Here is a 14,862-nt window from a genome sequence, read left to right as displayed (position 1 = left end):
TTTGATTCGGCACCAGAGCCCAAGGCCATCGCGTCACCGACTCGACGCACGCACCAACAAAAACGCCTCCGGGGGCAACCGGAGGCGTTGAGGTAAATCTACATGCACGTCAAATGTATTTCGCATCGAGCACGAGTGCAAGTCGCTCAAACAGTTGCACATCCCAATACCGGACGTTATTCTCTGACCGTCGCTGCAAATTCAGCGATCAGGTTTGGCGACCTGAGAAACTTGGCGCACAAGCGCCCCATAAGACAGCAGGCGCTTTTTTTGTGCCCGCTGCATTATTTTATGGCGGCTGTGCGTGGGATACCTTCGGGTATGCCGGGTTCCAAGTTCCCGGTTCGCCAACCTGCGTACAGCTGCCACCCTCATTCGTTTGGCGACGTTTTGGTTGCAGCTCCAAATCAAACTTGGAGTTCCACATATGCACGCCCTCATTCCATCCAGAAATCGCGCCGCTGCCCATCGTGCAATGGCTCTCGCCGCTTTACACGCCAATTCCAGCCTCGCTACACGCCTTGCCCGCTACAACGCTCACATGACCAAAGCACGCGCCCTCGAAACCGCAGGGGGTGCCCAATGAACAACGCCCTGAGTTTTTCCCTGCCCGAAGACCTGCTCTGTGTTAATCCGACAGCCGATGCCGGTATTCCCATCGACGCCATCACCTGCGCCGTCGACCGCGCCAGCTCGGTGCTGTTGTTGCTTGAAGACCAGTTCGAAAATGACGGACCCAGCCTGGCAAATCACATCATCGCCGCCGCCCTTTGGGACGTACGCGGTACGTTAGGTTTGATACGTACCCTGGCGCTTCACGCCGACGAGCTGGTCCGCGGTCCTGCGCAAGGGGGTGGCCTGTGAGCGCATCCTTCCAAGGCAACACCACCGGGCACACTGCCTTTGCCAAATACAACGCCCGCAATCAACCACTGTTCAGCGTCAACGCGGGCGTTTCCTGCGAAGAGGCCTTAGAACACGCCTCCGTGCTGACGGACTGCATCAACAAACTGACGCTTCAAGCGGGCATGAACGATGACAGCAGCGCGGCATGGGCTGCCCACTACCTGGGCGATATGGTCAAGGCCATCATCGATGACGTGACCACCAGCCTGCAGTTCCCAACGGAGGATCGCCCATGAGCGCCTCCAGCACGAAAAAGCGTCCTTCGTTCGCACAAGTGAAATCTGCTGCCCTGCGCAACATCGACAAGGTCCTGGCGCACTGGCTCCCGAACGGAAAGCGAGTGGACGGCGGCAAAGAGTACACCGCACCCAACCCCACCCGGACGGACAAGCGTGCGGGCTCTCTGAAAATCAGTGTCAGCAAAGGCACCTGGTCTGACTTCGCGACCGGCGACAAGGGCGGCGATTTGATCGACCTGGTGCGCTACATCGACGGCGGCACTGACGTCGAGGCCTGCAACAAACTGGCGGATCTGCTTGGCGTAACTGCTGACTCCGAGCCCGCCAAACCCGCACCTCCCAAAAGCAAAGCCCCTGAGTGGATCGCCATTGCGCCGATCCCGGCCGAGGCGATGAACAAGTGCCCGGTTAAACACCGGCAGCACGGGGCACCGTCCAAGATCTGGATTTATCGCGATGACAAGGGCCAGCCGCTCATGGCGTTGTACCGGTTCGACCTCGGCCCCGATGAGGACGGCAAACCGAAGAAGGTCTTTGCGCCGCTGACCTGGTGCAAACGCAGCGACGGCGAAACGACCCAATGGCGCTGGCAAGGACTGCCCGAGCCCCGACCGCTTTTGCGCCTGGATGAACTGGCGCTTCGTGCCGATGCGCCGGTGGTCTTGTGCGAGGGCGAAAAGGCCGCAGACGCAGCGGCTGATTTGATGCCGAACCACGTGGCCACCTGCTGGCCGAACGGCTCCAACTCTTGGCATAAAGCGGACCTGACACCTCTCAAAGGCCGCGACGTGCTGTTGTGGCCAGACAACGACGACAGCGGCGCAGCGTGCATGGACGCAGTAGCCCACAAGCTGCGCGAGATCGGCGCAGGCTCGGTGAGGTTCATCGCGCTTGAGGTGTTCAAGCGCAAACCCACGATGAAAAACGAACGCGCCGCTTTCGCCAAAGGTGGCCAATGGGACAACGGCGATGATGCCGCCGACGCTCCTGCCAAAGGCTGGACAGCTGACCATTTCGCCGAGCTGGAGCGCAGTGGCGAGCTATTCGGTTCGGTAGAAGAACCTTCCAAATCTGAAGAGCCTGAACCCGCTCCGAAAGCGAAGACGAAGCCAACGGCCAAGCGCCCTGCGAAACCGAAAAACGACCTGATGCCTGGTGGCTTTCGTCTGACACCCGAAGGTGTGTTTTACGCGGGCGACGACGGCGAAGCGCGCCCGGTGTGTTCGCCTCTGGAGATCCTCGCCCGGACTCGCGATGACAAAGGGCACAACTGGGGCCTGCTCGTAGAATTCGACGATCCCGACGGAGCCAAGAAGCGCTGGAACATTCCGGCGCGCACCATGACCGGCGATTTCGGCAAGGACGTACTTGGCCCGCTGGTAGACATGGGCCTGCGCCTAGCTGGCAGCCGATCAGGCCGCAACGCACGCAACGACCTGCAGAGCTACCTCGGCGGTTTCGACAGCGCGCAGCGGGCACGACTGGTCACTCGCCTGGGCTGGCACGACAACGCCTTTCTCCTACCGGAACAACAGGTCGGCATCCACAGCGAACACCTGCACTTCTACGAAGCCGGATCTCAACTGCCGCCGATCAGCGAAGCGGGAACGCTTGAGCAATGGCAGGAGCAGATCGGCGCGTTATGCGTGGGCAACCATCGCCTGGCGTTTGTGGTCGGCGTGGCCTTCGCGGGTCCGTTGCTGCACATGCTGGGTCATGAGTCGGGAGGCTTTCACCTGTACGGCGATAGCTCGGGCGGCAAGACAACACACCTGCAGGTCGCCGCATCGATTTACGGCGGACCGCGCCTGGTGCGTTCGTGGCGCTCGACCGACAACGCACTGGAATCCATCGCCGCCGCGCATTCCGACGGCCTGCTGGTGCTGGACGAGATTGGCATGTGCGATCCGCGCATCATCGGCGAGACGGTGTACATGCTGGGCAACGGCACCGGCAAGGCACGGGCCAATGATCGAGGCCAGGCAGGTCGACAGGTGCAGGAGTGGCGTTTGCTGTTCCTCTCCACCGGCGAGAAGACGTTGGCCCAGCACATGGCCGAAGCGAACAAGGAACTGAAAGCGGGCATGGAAGTACGCATGCTCGCCGTTCCAGCCGATGCCAGCAAAGGCTTGGGCATGTTCGACGCGTTGAACGGTTTTGATGATGCAGCCGCGCTGTCGGACGCACTCAAAGCGCGGGTCGCCAAATACTACGGCACACCGCTTACCGCGTTTCTCACAGCCTTGTGCGAGCCTGATAAACGTCACGCCTGGTCAGCCATCCTGCGCCGCACGCTGGAAGGCTTTATCGCCAAATCCTTACCTGCGTCGGCGAGCGGACAAGCTCACCGTGCCGCCGCTCGCTTTGGCCTCGCCGCCGCAGCGGGAGAATTGGCCACGGCAATGGGGATAACCGGCTGGCCCGACGGCACTGCGACAACCGCTGCGCGCGTGTGCCTCAACGCGTGGATGAACGAGCGCGGGGGTGCCGGTAACTTCGAAGGTGATGCGATCTTGGCGCGACTGCGCCAGGTCATCGAGCGCTTCGGCGAGAGCCGTTTTACACGCTGGGAATCAGCGGCGGCGAAGGTCGATGAACACGGTCCGCGCACCATCGACAGGCTTGGCTTTCGCAAGACGATGGAACACGGCCTGGGCGATGCGCTGCACACAACCAACACCTACTACGTGCTGCCCGAGTCATGGCGCTCGGAGATATTCCGGGGCATGAACATCAATGCGGTGAACAAGGAGCTGATACGCCGTGGTGTTCTCGAGCCCGGGCCGAATGGAAAAGCCTCCTGCGCCGTGCGCTTGCCCGGCCTGGGCACTCAGCGCTGTTATGTGCTGAAGACGGTACCAGGTACAGACGATAGCGAGGCGCAGGCCGCCTGACGGTGAACCTGCTGACTGAGGTAGAACCGGCTTAATCGGCCTCGCCAGCCACTGAGAATCTCACTTAAATCATCAGGACAAAACTCATGAATCGAATTGAACAACTGAAAGGCGAACGCGCCAATAAAGTTACCGAAATGGAAACGCTCAAAAAGGAAATACCACCTTTTGAGTTAGCGCTTCAGAGCAAGGACGTCATTAACAACGGCCGAGAGAGCACCATCAAGCATGAAATCAGCAGTCGCCAAATCAAAATAGATTTGATCGATCAACAGATCTTCCAACTCGACCAAACACTGGACCGCCTAGAGAAGCTGGCCAGCCGTGAAAGCCTAATGGAGGGCTACATTACCGACATGGCGAACTGGATGGCGGATGAGCTGGAGCTCAACGGTAAACGGCAGAGCCTGAGCAAGCGTCTGGAGGAAATTCGCCAACAAGCGCAAGAAGAAATTACCAACGCACGGCTGGCTGAGACTCATGCGGCTACCGCATACGCGCAGGCCGTGGCATGGGCCGACGTCGAGGGCGAAAAAGCAGCTAGCACCGACGCTCAGAATGCCGCGAAAAACCTAGCTAACGCCACAGAACAGCATCGCCGTCAGCACCTGATCATCACCGCATTGGAGCAAGAACTGGCCATTGTGGATCGGCACATCAGCGAGGCTAAGGTAGAACATCAAAAAATTGAGAATATAGCCTTGCGGCTTGCCCACAACGCGCTGGAGGAAGCGTGGAATGAAGCCGCTCAAGCGCTGTTAGATGTGGGAGGTAAGCTGTACGCTGCAGCTCAGTTGATAGGCCGCGACCCGGTATCCTTAATGAAACTCGACATCCCTGAACAGGGCGAAAACTTCGGCAGCTGGAGATGGAAAGAACTGGCTGACCGTGGAAGTCAGCATTCCATACGCAATCTGCTCGCGATGTAACTGCCGACACCCTGAAACAGCCTGCTTTCGCGGGCTGTTTAACTTACCCCAAGGAACGACGCCATGAACGCAACAACACAAAACAGATAACCCATGCCCGAAACGCCTAAAGCCAAAATCTTTTCTGACTACCCCGGTCAAGCTCATGGACAACCCAACCGAGTAAGTACAGCAACGTAACAGCTCACCAACCCTGAGATCAGAGCAGAAATAGGATTTATCTTAAAGCTATTGACAGAGATGAGTGTAAGCTCGGAACAGCTTCCATTGTATTCGAATCCAGCAGGCAGCTTCGGGGCAATAGCAGACGGTCAAACCATGATCCGCTTTCGGTTAAGCCGACTGCCCTACGCCCCGAGCCATTAGCACAAATAAGTATCGCAACTATTAGCGCTGCTGCCCCGCTAGATAACTCCTTCGCTGCAAACGAAACTCGGCATATAGAGACTTAGCGTCAGCGGTTGAACCCGTTGAACTTACGCTATCAGCAAAAATTTTATAGTAAATTAAGAATTGCTTTTTGTCCTTTGCATATGTCCATTGCCAAGCATGATCTGATAGACGAGATATGACTTCATTGAATAAAAAATTATTAATAGTTTTTACTAAATTTGTTGATATAGATATAGCAGTCTGAAGTGAAAGATAATCGAGCAGTAGAGGCTTTTCCAACAACTCCCTATGGTCTTGGATTCCTAGAGCTAATGCGTTTGAGGCGCCCAACCGCCCGAACCTATGTACAGCGCAGTGTCGAAGGTGACAAATTTTAACATAGTCATCAATTGACGCCTCTACGTAAGAAGGTGAATGCCCTTTAATCCCTAGACACTCTCTTATCGCACCCGTAATACTTTCCTTGCTAATGAAAGAAATCCTTTCTAAAATAGCTTCCGGCATCATATCTCTATGTAAATGCACAGCAGCCCCAAACGATATATCTCTCTTGTAAGAAGCATCTTGCGACAGTTCATCAACAGAAATTATCTTCCTGAGCAAGGTTCTCAAGTAACTTTCTACTGCGGCAATTACACCTAATAGAACGAGCTGCCCTTGCAAGGGGTCGAAGTTTGATGGATCTGGAGACAGTCTATTTATCGAATGCAAACGTTCTAAAAACTGATCAATTGGTGAATTTGTAGGTTCCAAATGATTATTGTCAAATAGTAAATGAGTGCTCAGCATAGGTGCAGTCGGCACCAAACAGGTTGTTAAATTTGTTTTGAAAGGAGTGGCCATTATGAAAGAAACTCCTCAACTGTGAGCTCAACGCTTTTAATAATTTTTTCAGCTCGCCTTGGTCCAACGTAATTTGCCTTCTGAAGCTCGCTAGAGGCATTCTGAGAAATAACCACATCAGAAACACTGCGAATATTCGTATCCTGAAGAATCCGTCCAATAAGAGCTTCGCTGATACCCGGCACCTCGCTAAGTGGTAGTTTCATGCACTCCTCAAAAAGTGATGAACCTACTAGAGGTTCCCCGCAACTGTGACAGAACTGCTGAGAATCGTTAAAGCGCTGTGTGCCACATTTTTGGCACGGTGGTAAGTCTAGCTTCAGATCTGCCATTTCACGAGAGGACAACAAAGACTTAAACTCGCGCCTCAAAGGATGTTTCGCCGCAACAGCTAGCATTAACTCAGGCAGACCTCGAAAGGTATTGCGTTTCCCCTGTTTAAATGCCCCACCTTGATAAAGGAACGCTAGGTGAGGAATATACCGGTCATACTTCCTATTTTGCCCGTGCGATACGGATTGCAACGGGAAAAGCATGCCCACCTCAATCAAGAACTTAATCATGCGATCAGCCAATGGGGAACGGTCAGCACTCTGAAGTAGCCCAAGAACAATGTTACGTCTCGAGAGGTCTTTATTTTGAAGTTCAGACACTTCCGTAACAGTGGTAGAAAAAAATGAACGCCCGATCTGAATGACTGAAGAGAACTGCTTAAGCTTTAATGCAATAGAATCGTACTCAGCTCCTATGAGCTCGACCTGCTGATCAATAATCTTATTAACTTTTGACTGTGAAGTACCGGCGCTCTCTGAGAAGAATTCACGAAGTAGCCTTAAAAAAACGCGTGGTATTCCGAATGCAGTGTACTTGAATAGCTCAAGAATATCGGGAGATATGCTCTTTTTCTGCTCGGATGACAACCTTCTGTTTGCGATGTCGCCCATTATGATGGAGTATCCTGGATCCTCCACAGATAGCCAAAGAGGTACTTCTTCAATTTCATGTGACGCATGAAATGTGGGACCATATTGGGTTGTGCCAGGGTAGACCGAAGCCTTTGGTGCGATACCTTCGACCTTCAACACTCTGAAGATTTCAAAAAAGGCGACTAGATATTGATCAGAAAGACTTAGTGCAGCGTCATCTAATAACAACACAGCTCGGCCTCTGTTGAATCTAGCACTCAGTGACCGGACGGCTCTGATCACATGGTCGACCGTTATGTATTGCCCATAAGACTCATAAAGTTCAACGCCTGAACCTCTTTCCAAAAGCGATATAAGTTCGCGTAGCTTTTGCTCATCATAAATCGGATCTAGATCTTTAAGAAACTCACCATTACTGCTGAGGTCATTAATGTAGTCAAAGGCACTGAGTAAAATCCTTGCGAGCACCCATGAGTGGAATCTTTTAAGTGCATCCGGCGTCTTCTTTAGCAAAGGTTCGAGATGAAGATATCTGTTGAAGCTGGAATAGAGCACTAGCGGCGTAGATTTATTTAGAATAGATTGCGAATAAGTATAACGCATCAGATGCGTCTTTCCAGTACCTCTTGGACCTATTAAGAGCTTTGCCCCAGTGGCCAACAGTTTTTTTCTAGCTTTTTTTAAAATCTCACCATCGGCCAGTGAAGTTGAAATTTCTTCAGTTGATAGCTGATCAGCTCGTTCTTCGAATTCCATTTAAACATCCTTGTGTTCATCAAGAAAAACTGGAAAAGTTATTAATTCTTTTTTTGCTAACTGTTTAGCAGCTACCCCATAAGCATGAGCGGAGATCCAAGCCCGCCCTTCACAACTAGCCATTTGAACCAGCACTGCATCACGTACTTTCGGTAAACACCTAATTACATACACGCAATCGCTTACAGGAAAAACTCCTGACTTTACACCGACAATCTTATTTTCGAGATTCCTTCCCACTCTTGAAACGAGTATGTCCCCAGGTTGTGCTTTGACTATAGCCGAGCAATTACCCGCTGACTCTGTATCAAAAGAACGAAAGTCTACCCATTGCCCAATATCACCTTCTTTTATATCTGTTATGTGTAAAACCGGGAAGCCAGATTTTTTTATTTGAGAACTAGAGAGGCTGCCGCGCTTTATCTCAACAGCAAGCTCATTTAACGCACTTTTTTGACGAAAAACCAAATCAACTAAATGCAGGCGATGGAAGTGAAAAGAATAATCAAGCCGCTCTATGGCAGCATGCACGTCGATAAAAAGCGGCTCACTTAGTTTTTTGTTTTTACTCAAGCAGTGAATGCGAATAGTCTCTTGATGACTCTTTGTTTTTTGCAGAATCACGATACTAGCCAACGCATCTGTATGATGAAATGATCCACGCGGGAGCTGTATTACCTTCGCAATTGCATAAGTACTCAGCAATGTCGCTCTAAATTTCCGATATTTGCTTGCAGTAATCAAGCTATCAGGGAGTATGATACCAAGTGTTGCATTTTCACTCATTAACCTGAGATTTTGTGCTAAAAAAAGCAAGCCCGCATCCACATCTGAAGGAAATGGGAGACAATCAAGAAAACCTGCATCTTTCAGAATTGCGCTAAATTCGTCACGCCACTTTGGCGTAATGAATGGGGGGTTGCAGACAGCTACGTCAATGGGAGCATTAGTGCAATTAAGTACTGTAGACAGATTCTCACATAAGGCGTCGATCACGAAATGTTCATGAGATAATCTATCCAAGGCCTGCCTTGTTGAATTGTCCAGAAGGCCAACTTCAGGATCGATATCAACAGTTAGAACTTTTATGTCAGGCCAGCGGTTTCTTGCAGCGCCACTCAAAGATCCCGACCCAGCCCCCAAATCCAGCAGGCGAACTGGGCAGGTAATATCGAATTGCTCTACCAAAAAAGAGCTTATCTCGTTTCTTGTATAGTATCGACCTAAAATATCTGAGCCAGAATTGATAGTGTTCATCGGCAATTTTAAGTCTCATTACGTTGCAAAAAAACTGATCCGCCATTCTACAGCCATACCGTAGAGTATGGAAGAACGTGGGTGCCGTAGGGGCCGGTCAGTTTTTTCTATGCCACGCATAGGCGTACTGGCGTGTGTGCACGGCTACTGCTTTCGCCCAGCGGCCCCCCCTATTCGCGAGCCGCATAAGTCAGGCCAGCACAGGGAGGCGCATTTAAGGCATCAGCGAACATTCGAGGGTAACTCAAAACCTCCCTGCGATGGGACTCGAAGTAGTGATTCAGCGCTTTTTGGCGGGTCAAGATGCTTTCGATCAGATTGTACACATTGACGAATGTTTCACACTCCCGCTTTTTCTCTTTGCGATTTCCGTGCGTTACCAACCAAACAAAAAATTTTCACAGAATCAATTTCAGCGGTACCTTGAAGACCACACTCAGAGGCTCATGGAATCCAACTTTCATCTGTGCGGTCTTCGCCAGGTTCAATTGCTCCCAAATTTATGATTGTTTTCTTATCAATCATCGTCTCAACCCTGATGTCTTCGTTTGCTATTTTCACAATTGAAACACTGGGCACCACTAGCGCGGCTTCATATCGACTACTACCTAGATAAGTTTCGTCAGGCTCGGTGAAAGTTACGTAAACTTCGATAAAACACTTCAAATCCAGCTCGAGCACCCAAGCGGTGAGGCTGGAGTCATCTCTGATCACCCCGAAGTTTTCACTGTCACCAACCTCAAACGAAACAATTTCGACCTCCGTACAGAGCGGCGTGTACAAAAAACTCGTCCTACCGGAAAAAATCAAATTATCTTTCAGATCGTTGCTAACGTTTTTCTTGATGACGGAGAGAAGATGCCCGCTATCACTAAAGTTTCGGAACATCTGAAATCGCTGATCTGCAATCTCTTCAATATCCTTTTCGACGGAGTTGATTAAAGTCAGCGCAATGCTAAGGTCGGGTACACAATGTAGATTACTGGCTTTCGATTCACGACAGAAGGTTATCCAATCAATGTCCTCGGAAACAACTAAGACACCGTGATTCGCAGCGTATTCCTCTATGCATAAAAGCGCTATTGCGTCCGGAAATTCACTTTTCTTAGAGTTCAGTTTATGGAAAGGTGGTGCGTTACTAAAGTAGCGCTCGAAGAGCTTCCTCGTGGAAGACTCTTCGTAGCTAATCAATTCAGCATCAGTGGCAAGGAAAAAATCGTTAACTTCATGGAATACTATATTTTCGGGGGTCATCCGTGTACTCAGTTCATCTCGAACCTCTTCAAATAGACTCTCACTCAAATGATGCTGTAAGTATGACAGAGCGTCTTCGACCTTTGCAGCTTTTGCTTTATGCATAGCAAGCATGTGCTTTTCTGCCTCATCACGCACTAGCTCGGTAATGAGTAGTTTTATATGTGAGCTTTTGAGCTGTGCGAGTTGACCTATGAGACCGCCTTTGAAGGTCCTTCCGTTACGATCAAATACCTGAGTATCGAATGTAATCGCAGTGATTTCTCCCGAAACAAGTTTTTTGCGTAAGGCGGCAGAACTTTCAGGGTAAATGTTTGGGGCGTCTTTCATTATGAGCCTTTGCATTAGTAGATTTCCTGAATCGCTCTCCTAAGCAAAAATCTGCCAGTTGACAGATTGAGAGAGACCGAGACTGATTTACTTCCCTAGACTGGGGGCAATATTGAATATTGAAGCATGATTCGATCATCAACATTTCCGTATCTATGCCAATTTTTATTTGACGTCATTTCTACGCTAACCATAAAACCGCTTGCGGAAACATGCTGATTTTCAAGCGTGACCGTAAATATCCGTCCCGTACCGCGTTGAGGGGTGCTTACATTATTTACAACCCACAGAATGTCATATGAGTCTTCAGGGAAGCTTTCATCTGGCTGCACCTCCAACTGCAAGACATCACCTGGACGAAGCTGAGTTCGCTTAAAATCGAAGTAGCGCACAGCACCGTTGGTTGGTAGCTGGGTAGCATCGCCTGCATTTGCTTGGTCATCCCAGATGCGAATGATAGAAGGTGCGTTGTAAGCCTCAGCCATATTGATTCTCTTGTAATACGCTTTCAATGAGTCGATGACGTCGGTTGAGTAGCATGCAACTCGTAGCGCTTGATGGCTGGTAATCTCGTTGGCATGCGAAAGCGGATTTCGCGCGTCTACAATGCGGTTGAGATAGGTACGCGCTTCGTTCTCGCCGTTCTCAAATGCCCCGCTCAAAGCATCGCGAAAATGGGGGTATTGCTGGGGATGACAAATGATAGCGATAAGATCATCAAACAGAAGCGCGTCAACGTCCCGAGGATACCGCAGCGGCTCCAGTGCGCGGCGTGCAGTGGCCTTTGTCAGGGAGTCCTTCTTCATAGGCAAGCGTGAAAGCATACCGTCGTAGTGTTCTTTTATCGCGTCATCAATCAAGCGGCGCATCCAACGCTCCAGGGTTTCGATTTGGTGTCGCACAATGCTGCGCATTCTATCTGTTGACATCGCTCTGAACGGCATCGACATTCCCCCCCTGTATATGAATTAACGATTAAGCTTGGCTACAGCTGGGCCTGCAAAGCAGAAAACGTCGTCATGTTCTGCGGGTCGCTACGGAATGCTTATTGGTGCGATCACGTCTCGAAAGCGTACCGGACCTCCCATTCTCTAACCGCATTCAGCTGCCAACATATCAGGTGTTTGGCCAGCTGGGATCTTGGGCTAGCCAAATTTAGAACACTGTTGTAACACCTATTAGCCTGTAACACCCGACTCACGTAAATAATTAGCCGCGTGTGACATAGACAAAAATCATTAAATTCAATGAGTTAGAATTAACTGAAACACCTGCAACACCTGTAACACGTATTTTCAAGCCCCGGCACCCCATTGGTGATGACACCGCCAGCGAAACCAATTCTCGCTCTGTGTTGAACAAAACAGAATCAGACCTCTCGGTCGCTCAGCCTCCGGCGCTTTGGGCGATGCCGTCCACGAAATGAAGGCGCATCAAACTGAGCACCGGAAGAGCTGGGGCCCCTAGGGATACTGGGTGATTACGGGGTAGGAAACCCGCGCATCTTGAGTAGCCGACGTTTTCACAGCTTAGTGAACTGGTGAACCCGGTGAACACACCCAATCAGGTGGTGAACCCGGATGTTCATTCCTTCAGCTACTGATCTGCTGCCGTCAACCTGTCAACTGTCAACCAACGTCAATCGATCAGCGGCTACCAAATCCACGCGGGTTTCATGCCCCGTGTGGGTGAGGCGCTCTCTGGGGCCCCCGGCAATATTTGACCGCTTTAGCGTACAGTGCAGCAATTATCTCAAGCTGACCTATCGTCCCACCGTTCTCTGCAGGAAACACCAGGAAGTATCTTGCGCTTCCATCACAGCTGCCTTTTACCCGGTATTCACCTATGGAAAGTATTCCTCAAAAACGCGCCTTTCGAACGACGGGAAGCATTGCAGCAGAGAAAGTCACCCGTGGAATGCTCAAACCTTTTTTGGAAGGTCTCGGCTTCACTGGTGTAAGCGATGTGCGCAAAGGCCATTCTCAACTTCTTTCCGCCACCTCACCTGAGGGAAAGTCATTCATTGCCCGTGTGCGCCTGTGTTGGCGGTGGGACGACCAACCTGAGAAATACTCGGCTGCACAATTACGAGCACGGCTGAGTGGTGGCGATTGGCACAAAACAATCGCCGAAATCGTCGACCGCGAAGGGCCTCTGGGTGTGACTCACTCACTTTTGATCCAACGTCATGAGTCGTCTATCAGGTTCGCTGCGCTGATCCCTGTAGAAGCTATAACTGGAATTATCAATGGACAGAGGGATGTAAGCGCCAAACTAATCGCTGAAGGAAAGCTTGGACGCCTCAAAAAGAACCATGCGGTAAATGGGGATAGTCCAACCATGTGGCTGATGGACGATCGTTACGACGAGGCGTACCAGGTTGCGGACGTATTATGGAAGTGGCCTGGCGTGGAGGACCTAGCTCGGCGGCAGGGCTCCGATAGCTTCGACATCGCGATAAATGACACCTTTAACGATCTGCCGGGTATCGATCTGTCGCTCTTGGGCCGTGATGAAAGCTTACGTCTTCAAGTGACCATTTCCAGAGTGGCGCGGGATCCTAAGGTCCGAAAAGCAGTCATAGATCGCTGTGGCGCTCGCTGTGAACGGCCAGGTTGCGGAGCAAGTAGGCAGTACACTGGCTTTCTTGACGTCCATCACATACTGGGCGTTGAAGTCAGTGATCGGGTATCTAACTGCGTTGCGCTGTGTCCAAACTGCCATAGAGATGCACATTTTTCAGAGAGCAGAGACAGCTTGAACGAGTCACTACTTCTGGTCGCACAGCTTCGTCGCTAATGTCCGCATCGTACCTAAGTGGTACCCAGCGCTGATCAGCGTGTATGCCCATGTGTATGCCTAACTGAGAGGCTGTGAGCGGAACCCTTATAAAACGGGACTCTGACAGCCCAGTTCAAACGACGCCTGGGCACCATCTTCTATCCCTTGTATAACAAGGGGTTAGCTTCACTGCCAGAAACCTGTCCTAGTCCTGAAAGTCGTTTCTGCCACAACTTTGCCACACTCAAGTGTGGCGGGAATGGTCGAAATGGCAGCAATCAGGAATCGCGGCCTGGCCGTTGATAAAGACAGTGGGAAGCTCAAATTCGCCGTAAGGGCTATCCAGCCCAGCGAAAAACCTTCGAAACCAAATCCGATGCCCAAGCCTGGGCACGCATGATCGAAAGCGAAATCGACCGAGGCATTTTTGTCTCTCGCGTCGAGGCTGAACGCACCGCCTTTCATCAACTCATTGATCGCTACATCTCCGAGATCGCTCCGAAGCACAAAGGCGCATACTCGGAAATCAAACGCATGGAAGCTCTTAAGCGTCATACATTGGCGACACATATCGTTGCCACCCTCACCTCTTTCGACTTTGCCCGTTACCGCGACGAACGCCTGAAGATCCGCAAAGGCAATACGGTGAAGCGTGAGCTGGCTTTGTTTCAGTGCGTAATCGAGGTCGCTCGGCGGGAGTGGGGAATTCATCTTGCTGAAAACCCGGTCAGGATGGTCAGCCGCCCTAGCTATAACGATGAGCGCTCGCGACGGCTCGACCCAGTAGAAGAGCAATACATCCTCAGCGCTTTGGAGCTTCGGCAGCGCCGCGCTGATGGAAACTATGCAGACGCCTCGCACAACCCATGGATACGGCCCATCGTCCAACTCGCTATCGAGACAGCCATACGCCGTGGCGAGATTTTCGAGCTGCGCTGGATGCATGTGAATTTGGACCGTAGGACCGCGCACCTTCCTGCAACCAAGAACGGACTGCCCAGAACCGCCCCGCTTTAACCGAAGGCTATTCAGCTGCTCAAAGATTTACCGCGCTCGCTGTGCGGGCGAGTCTTCCCCACCACGGCTGATGCTCTCAAGAAGGCGTTTGTGAGAGGTCTGGAGCGTGCCAGGCTGAAATACTTAGGAGATTGCGGGTGGCGCAGGTAACGCCACAGGAAGACTTCCTGATCAATCTGCGCTTTCACGATCTGCGGCATGAGGCGACCTGTCGGCTTGCGACCAAGCTGCCGAATTTGATTGAGCTGGCTAGTGTAACGGGGCACAGGGAGGTGAACATGCTGAAGCAGTATTACAACATTACCGCGGAGGAGCTGGCGGCGAAGCTAGCTTGATC

12 protein-coding genes are annotated in these 14,862 nt (G+C 51.4%); 7 read left to right on the top strand and 5 right to left on the bottom strand.

Annotated elements, in window-relative coordinates; genetic code table 11:
• Window positions 1–582 precede the first annotated feature (582 nt).
• From CFBP1590_RS01630 to CFBP1590_RS01615, 4 genes are all read left to right on the top strand, one after another.
• On the top strand, window positions 583–864 hold the full coding sequence (locus CFBP1590_RS01630; RefSeq protein ID WP_046235701.1) for a hypothetical protein: 282 nt from the start codon (window positions 583–585) through the stop codon (window positions 862–864).
• Window positions 861–1,142 (top strand): DUF3077 domain-containing protein, encoded by a 282-nt coding sequence (locus tag CFBP1590_RS01625; protein ID WP_005771372.1) that lies wholly within the window; start codon window positions 861–863, stop codon window positions 1,140–1,142. Before CFBP1590_RS01630 ends, CFBP1590_RS01625 begins: the two co-directional genes overlap by 4 nt.
• Window positions 1,139–4,039 carry a DUF927 domain-containing protein gene (locus tag CFBP1590_RS01620; RefSeq protein ID WP_088234362.1) on the top strand — a complete coding sequence of 967 codons (2,901 nt, stop codon included), beginning with the start codon at window positions 1,139–1,141 and terminating at the stop codon, window positions 4,037–4,039. The genes CFBP1590_RS01625 and CFBP1590_RS01620 overlap by 4 nt, the downstream gene beginning before the upstream one ends.
• An 86-nt stretch (window positions 4,040–4,125) precedes the next feature.
• Window positions 4,126–4,968 (top strand): chromosome segregation protein SMC, encoded by an 843-nt coding sequence (locus CFBP1590_RS01615; protein ID WP_088234361.1) that lies wholly within the window; start codon window positions 4,126–4,128, stop codon window positions 4,966–4,968.
• A gap of 387 nt (window positions 4,969–5,355) precedes the next feature.
• On the opposite strand, the gene CFBP1590_RS27435 is transcribed toward CFBP1590_RS01615, so the two are convergent.
• The 5 genes from CFBP1590_RS27435 to CFBP1590_RS01595 all read right to left on the bottom strand — a co-directional run bounded on the left by CFBP1590_RS27435 (window position 5,356) and on the right by CFBP1590_RS01595 (window position 11,596).
• Window positions 5,356–6,204, bottom strand: coding sequence for a hypothetical protein (locus CFBP1590_RS27435; RefSeq protein ID WP_145958164.1), 849 nt, complete (start codon window positions 6,202–6,204; stop codon window positions 5,356–5,358).
• The gene (locus CFBP1590_RS01610) at window positions 6,204–7,886 is read right to left on the bottom strand and encodes a helix-hairpin-helix domain-containing protein (protein ID WP_088234360.1); all 1,683 of its coding nucleotides are present in this window, start codon (window positions 7,884–7,886) and stop codon (window positions 6,204–6,206) included. The genes CFBP1590_RS27435 and CFBP1590_RS01610 overlap by 1 nt, the downstream gene beginning before the upstream one ends.
• Window positions 7,887–9,143: an N-6 DNA methylase gene (locus CFBP1590_RS01605; RefSeq protein ID WP_088234359.1), complete on the bottom strand. Its 1,257-nt coding sequence runs from the start codon at window positions 9,141–9,143 to the stop codon at window positions 7,887–7,889. It lies immediately after the preceding gene.
• A gap of 444 nt (window positions 9,144–9,587) precedes the next feature.
• Entirely contained in the window at window positions 9,588–10,727 is a 1,140-nt protein-coding gene (locus tag CFBP1590_RS01600) for a PIN domain-containing protein (RefSeq protein ID WP_145958163.1), read from the bottom strand.
• 95 nt (window positions 10,728–10,822) lie between these two features.
• Entirely contained in the window at window positions 10,823–11,596 is a 774-nt protein-coding gene (locus CFBP1590_RS01595; RefSeq protein ID WP_088234357.1) for a hypothetical protein, read from the bottom strand.
• A 976-nt stretch (window positions 11,597–12,572) separates the two neighbouring features.
• Between CFBP1590_RS01595 and CFBP1590_RS01590 the strand changes: the two genes are divergently transcribed.
• From CFBP1590_RS01590 to CFBP1590_RS28005, 3 genes are all read left to right on the top strand, one after another.
• The gene (locus CFBP1590_RS01590) at window positions 12,573–13,526 is read left to right on the top strand and encodes an HNH endonuclease (protein WP_167383070.1); all 954 of its coding nucleotides are present in this window, start codon (window positions 12,573–12,575) and stop codon (window positions 13,524–13,526) included.
• A 378-nt stretch (window positions 13,527–13,904) separates the two neighbouring features.
• A complete protein-coding gene (locus CFBP1590_RS28010; RefSeq protein WP_231991810.1) occupies window positions 13,905–14,525 on the top strand; it encodes a tyrosine-type recombinase/integrase in 621 nt (206 codons plus the stop codon).
• A gap of 137 nt (window positions 14,526–14,662) precedes the next feature.
• Entirely contained in the window at window positions 14,663–14,860 is a 198-nt protein-coding gene (locus tag CFBP1590_RS28005; protein WP_231991808.1) for a tyrosine-type recombinase/integrase, read from the top strand.
• Window positions 14,861–14,862: the final 2 nt, after the last annotated feature.

Origin of the sequence: Pseudomonas viridiflava, assembly GCF_900184295.1 — a bacterium.
GTDB classification, from domain to species: Bacteria; Pseudomonadota; Gammaproteobacteria; order Pseudomonadales; family Pseudomonadaceae; genus Aquipseudomonas; species Aquipseudomonas viridiflava.
The sequence above is the reverse complement of the archived record's forward strand: the minus strand, read 5'-3'. Positions and strand labels throughout refer to the sequence as shown.

Coding starts and splice junctions, on each gene's coding strand:
- CFBP1590_RS01615 (WP_088234361.1), top strand. CDS start 4,126: ATGAATCGAATTGAACAACTGAAAGGCGAACGCGCCAATAAAGTTACC.
- CFBP1590_RS01600 (WP_145958163.1), bottom strand. CDS start 10,727: ATGAAAGACGCCCCAAACATTTACCCTGAAAGTTCTGCCGCCTTACGC.
- CFBP1590_RS01595 (WP_088234357.1), bottom strand. CDS start 11,596: ATGCGCCGCTTGATTGATGACGCGATAAAAGAACACTACGACGGTATG.
- CFBP1590_RS28010 (WP_231991810.1), top strand. CDS start 13,905: ATGATCGAAAGCGAAATCGACCGAGGCATTTTTGTCTCTCGCGTCGAG.
- CFBP1590_RS27435 (WP_145958164.1), bottom strand. CDS start 6,204: ATGGCCACTCCTTTCAAAACAAATTTAACAACCTGTTTGGTGCCGACT.
- CFBP1590_RS01630 (WP_046235701.1), top strand. CDS start 583: ATGAACAACGCCCTGAGTTTTTCCCTGCCCGAAGACCTGCTCTGTGTT.
- CFBP1590_RS01620 (WP_088234362.1), top strand. CDS start 1,139: ATGAGCGCCTCCAGCACGAAAAAGCGTCCTTCGTTCGCACAAGTGAAA.
- CFBP1590_RS01610 (WP_088234360.1), bottom strand. CDS start 7,886: ATGGAATTCGAAGAACGAGCTGATCAGCTATCAACTGAAGAAATTTCA.
- CFBP1590_RS01590 (WP_167383070.1), top strand. CDS start 12,573: ATGGAAAGTATTCCTCAAAAACGCGCCTTTCGAACGACGGGAAGCATT.
- CFBP1590_RS01605 (WP_088234359.1), bottom strand. CDS start 9,143: ATGAACACTATCAATTCTGGCTCAGATATTTTAGGTCGATACTATACA.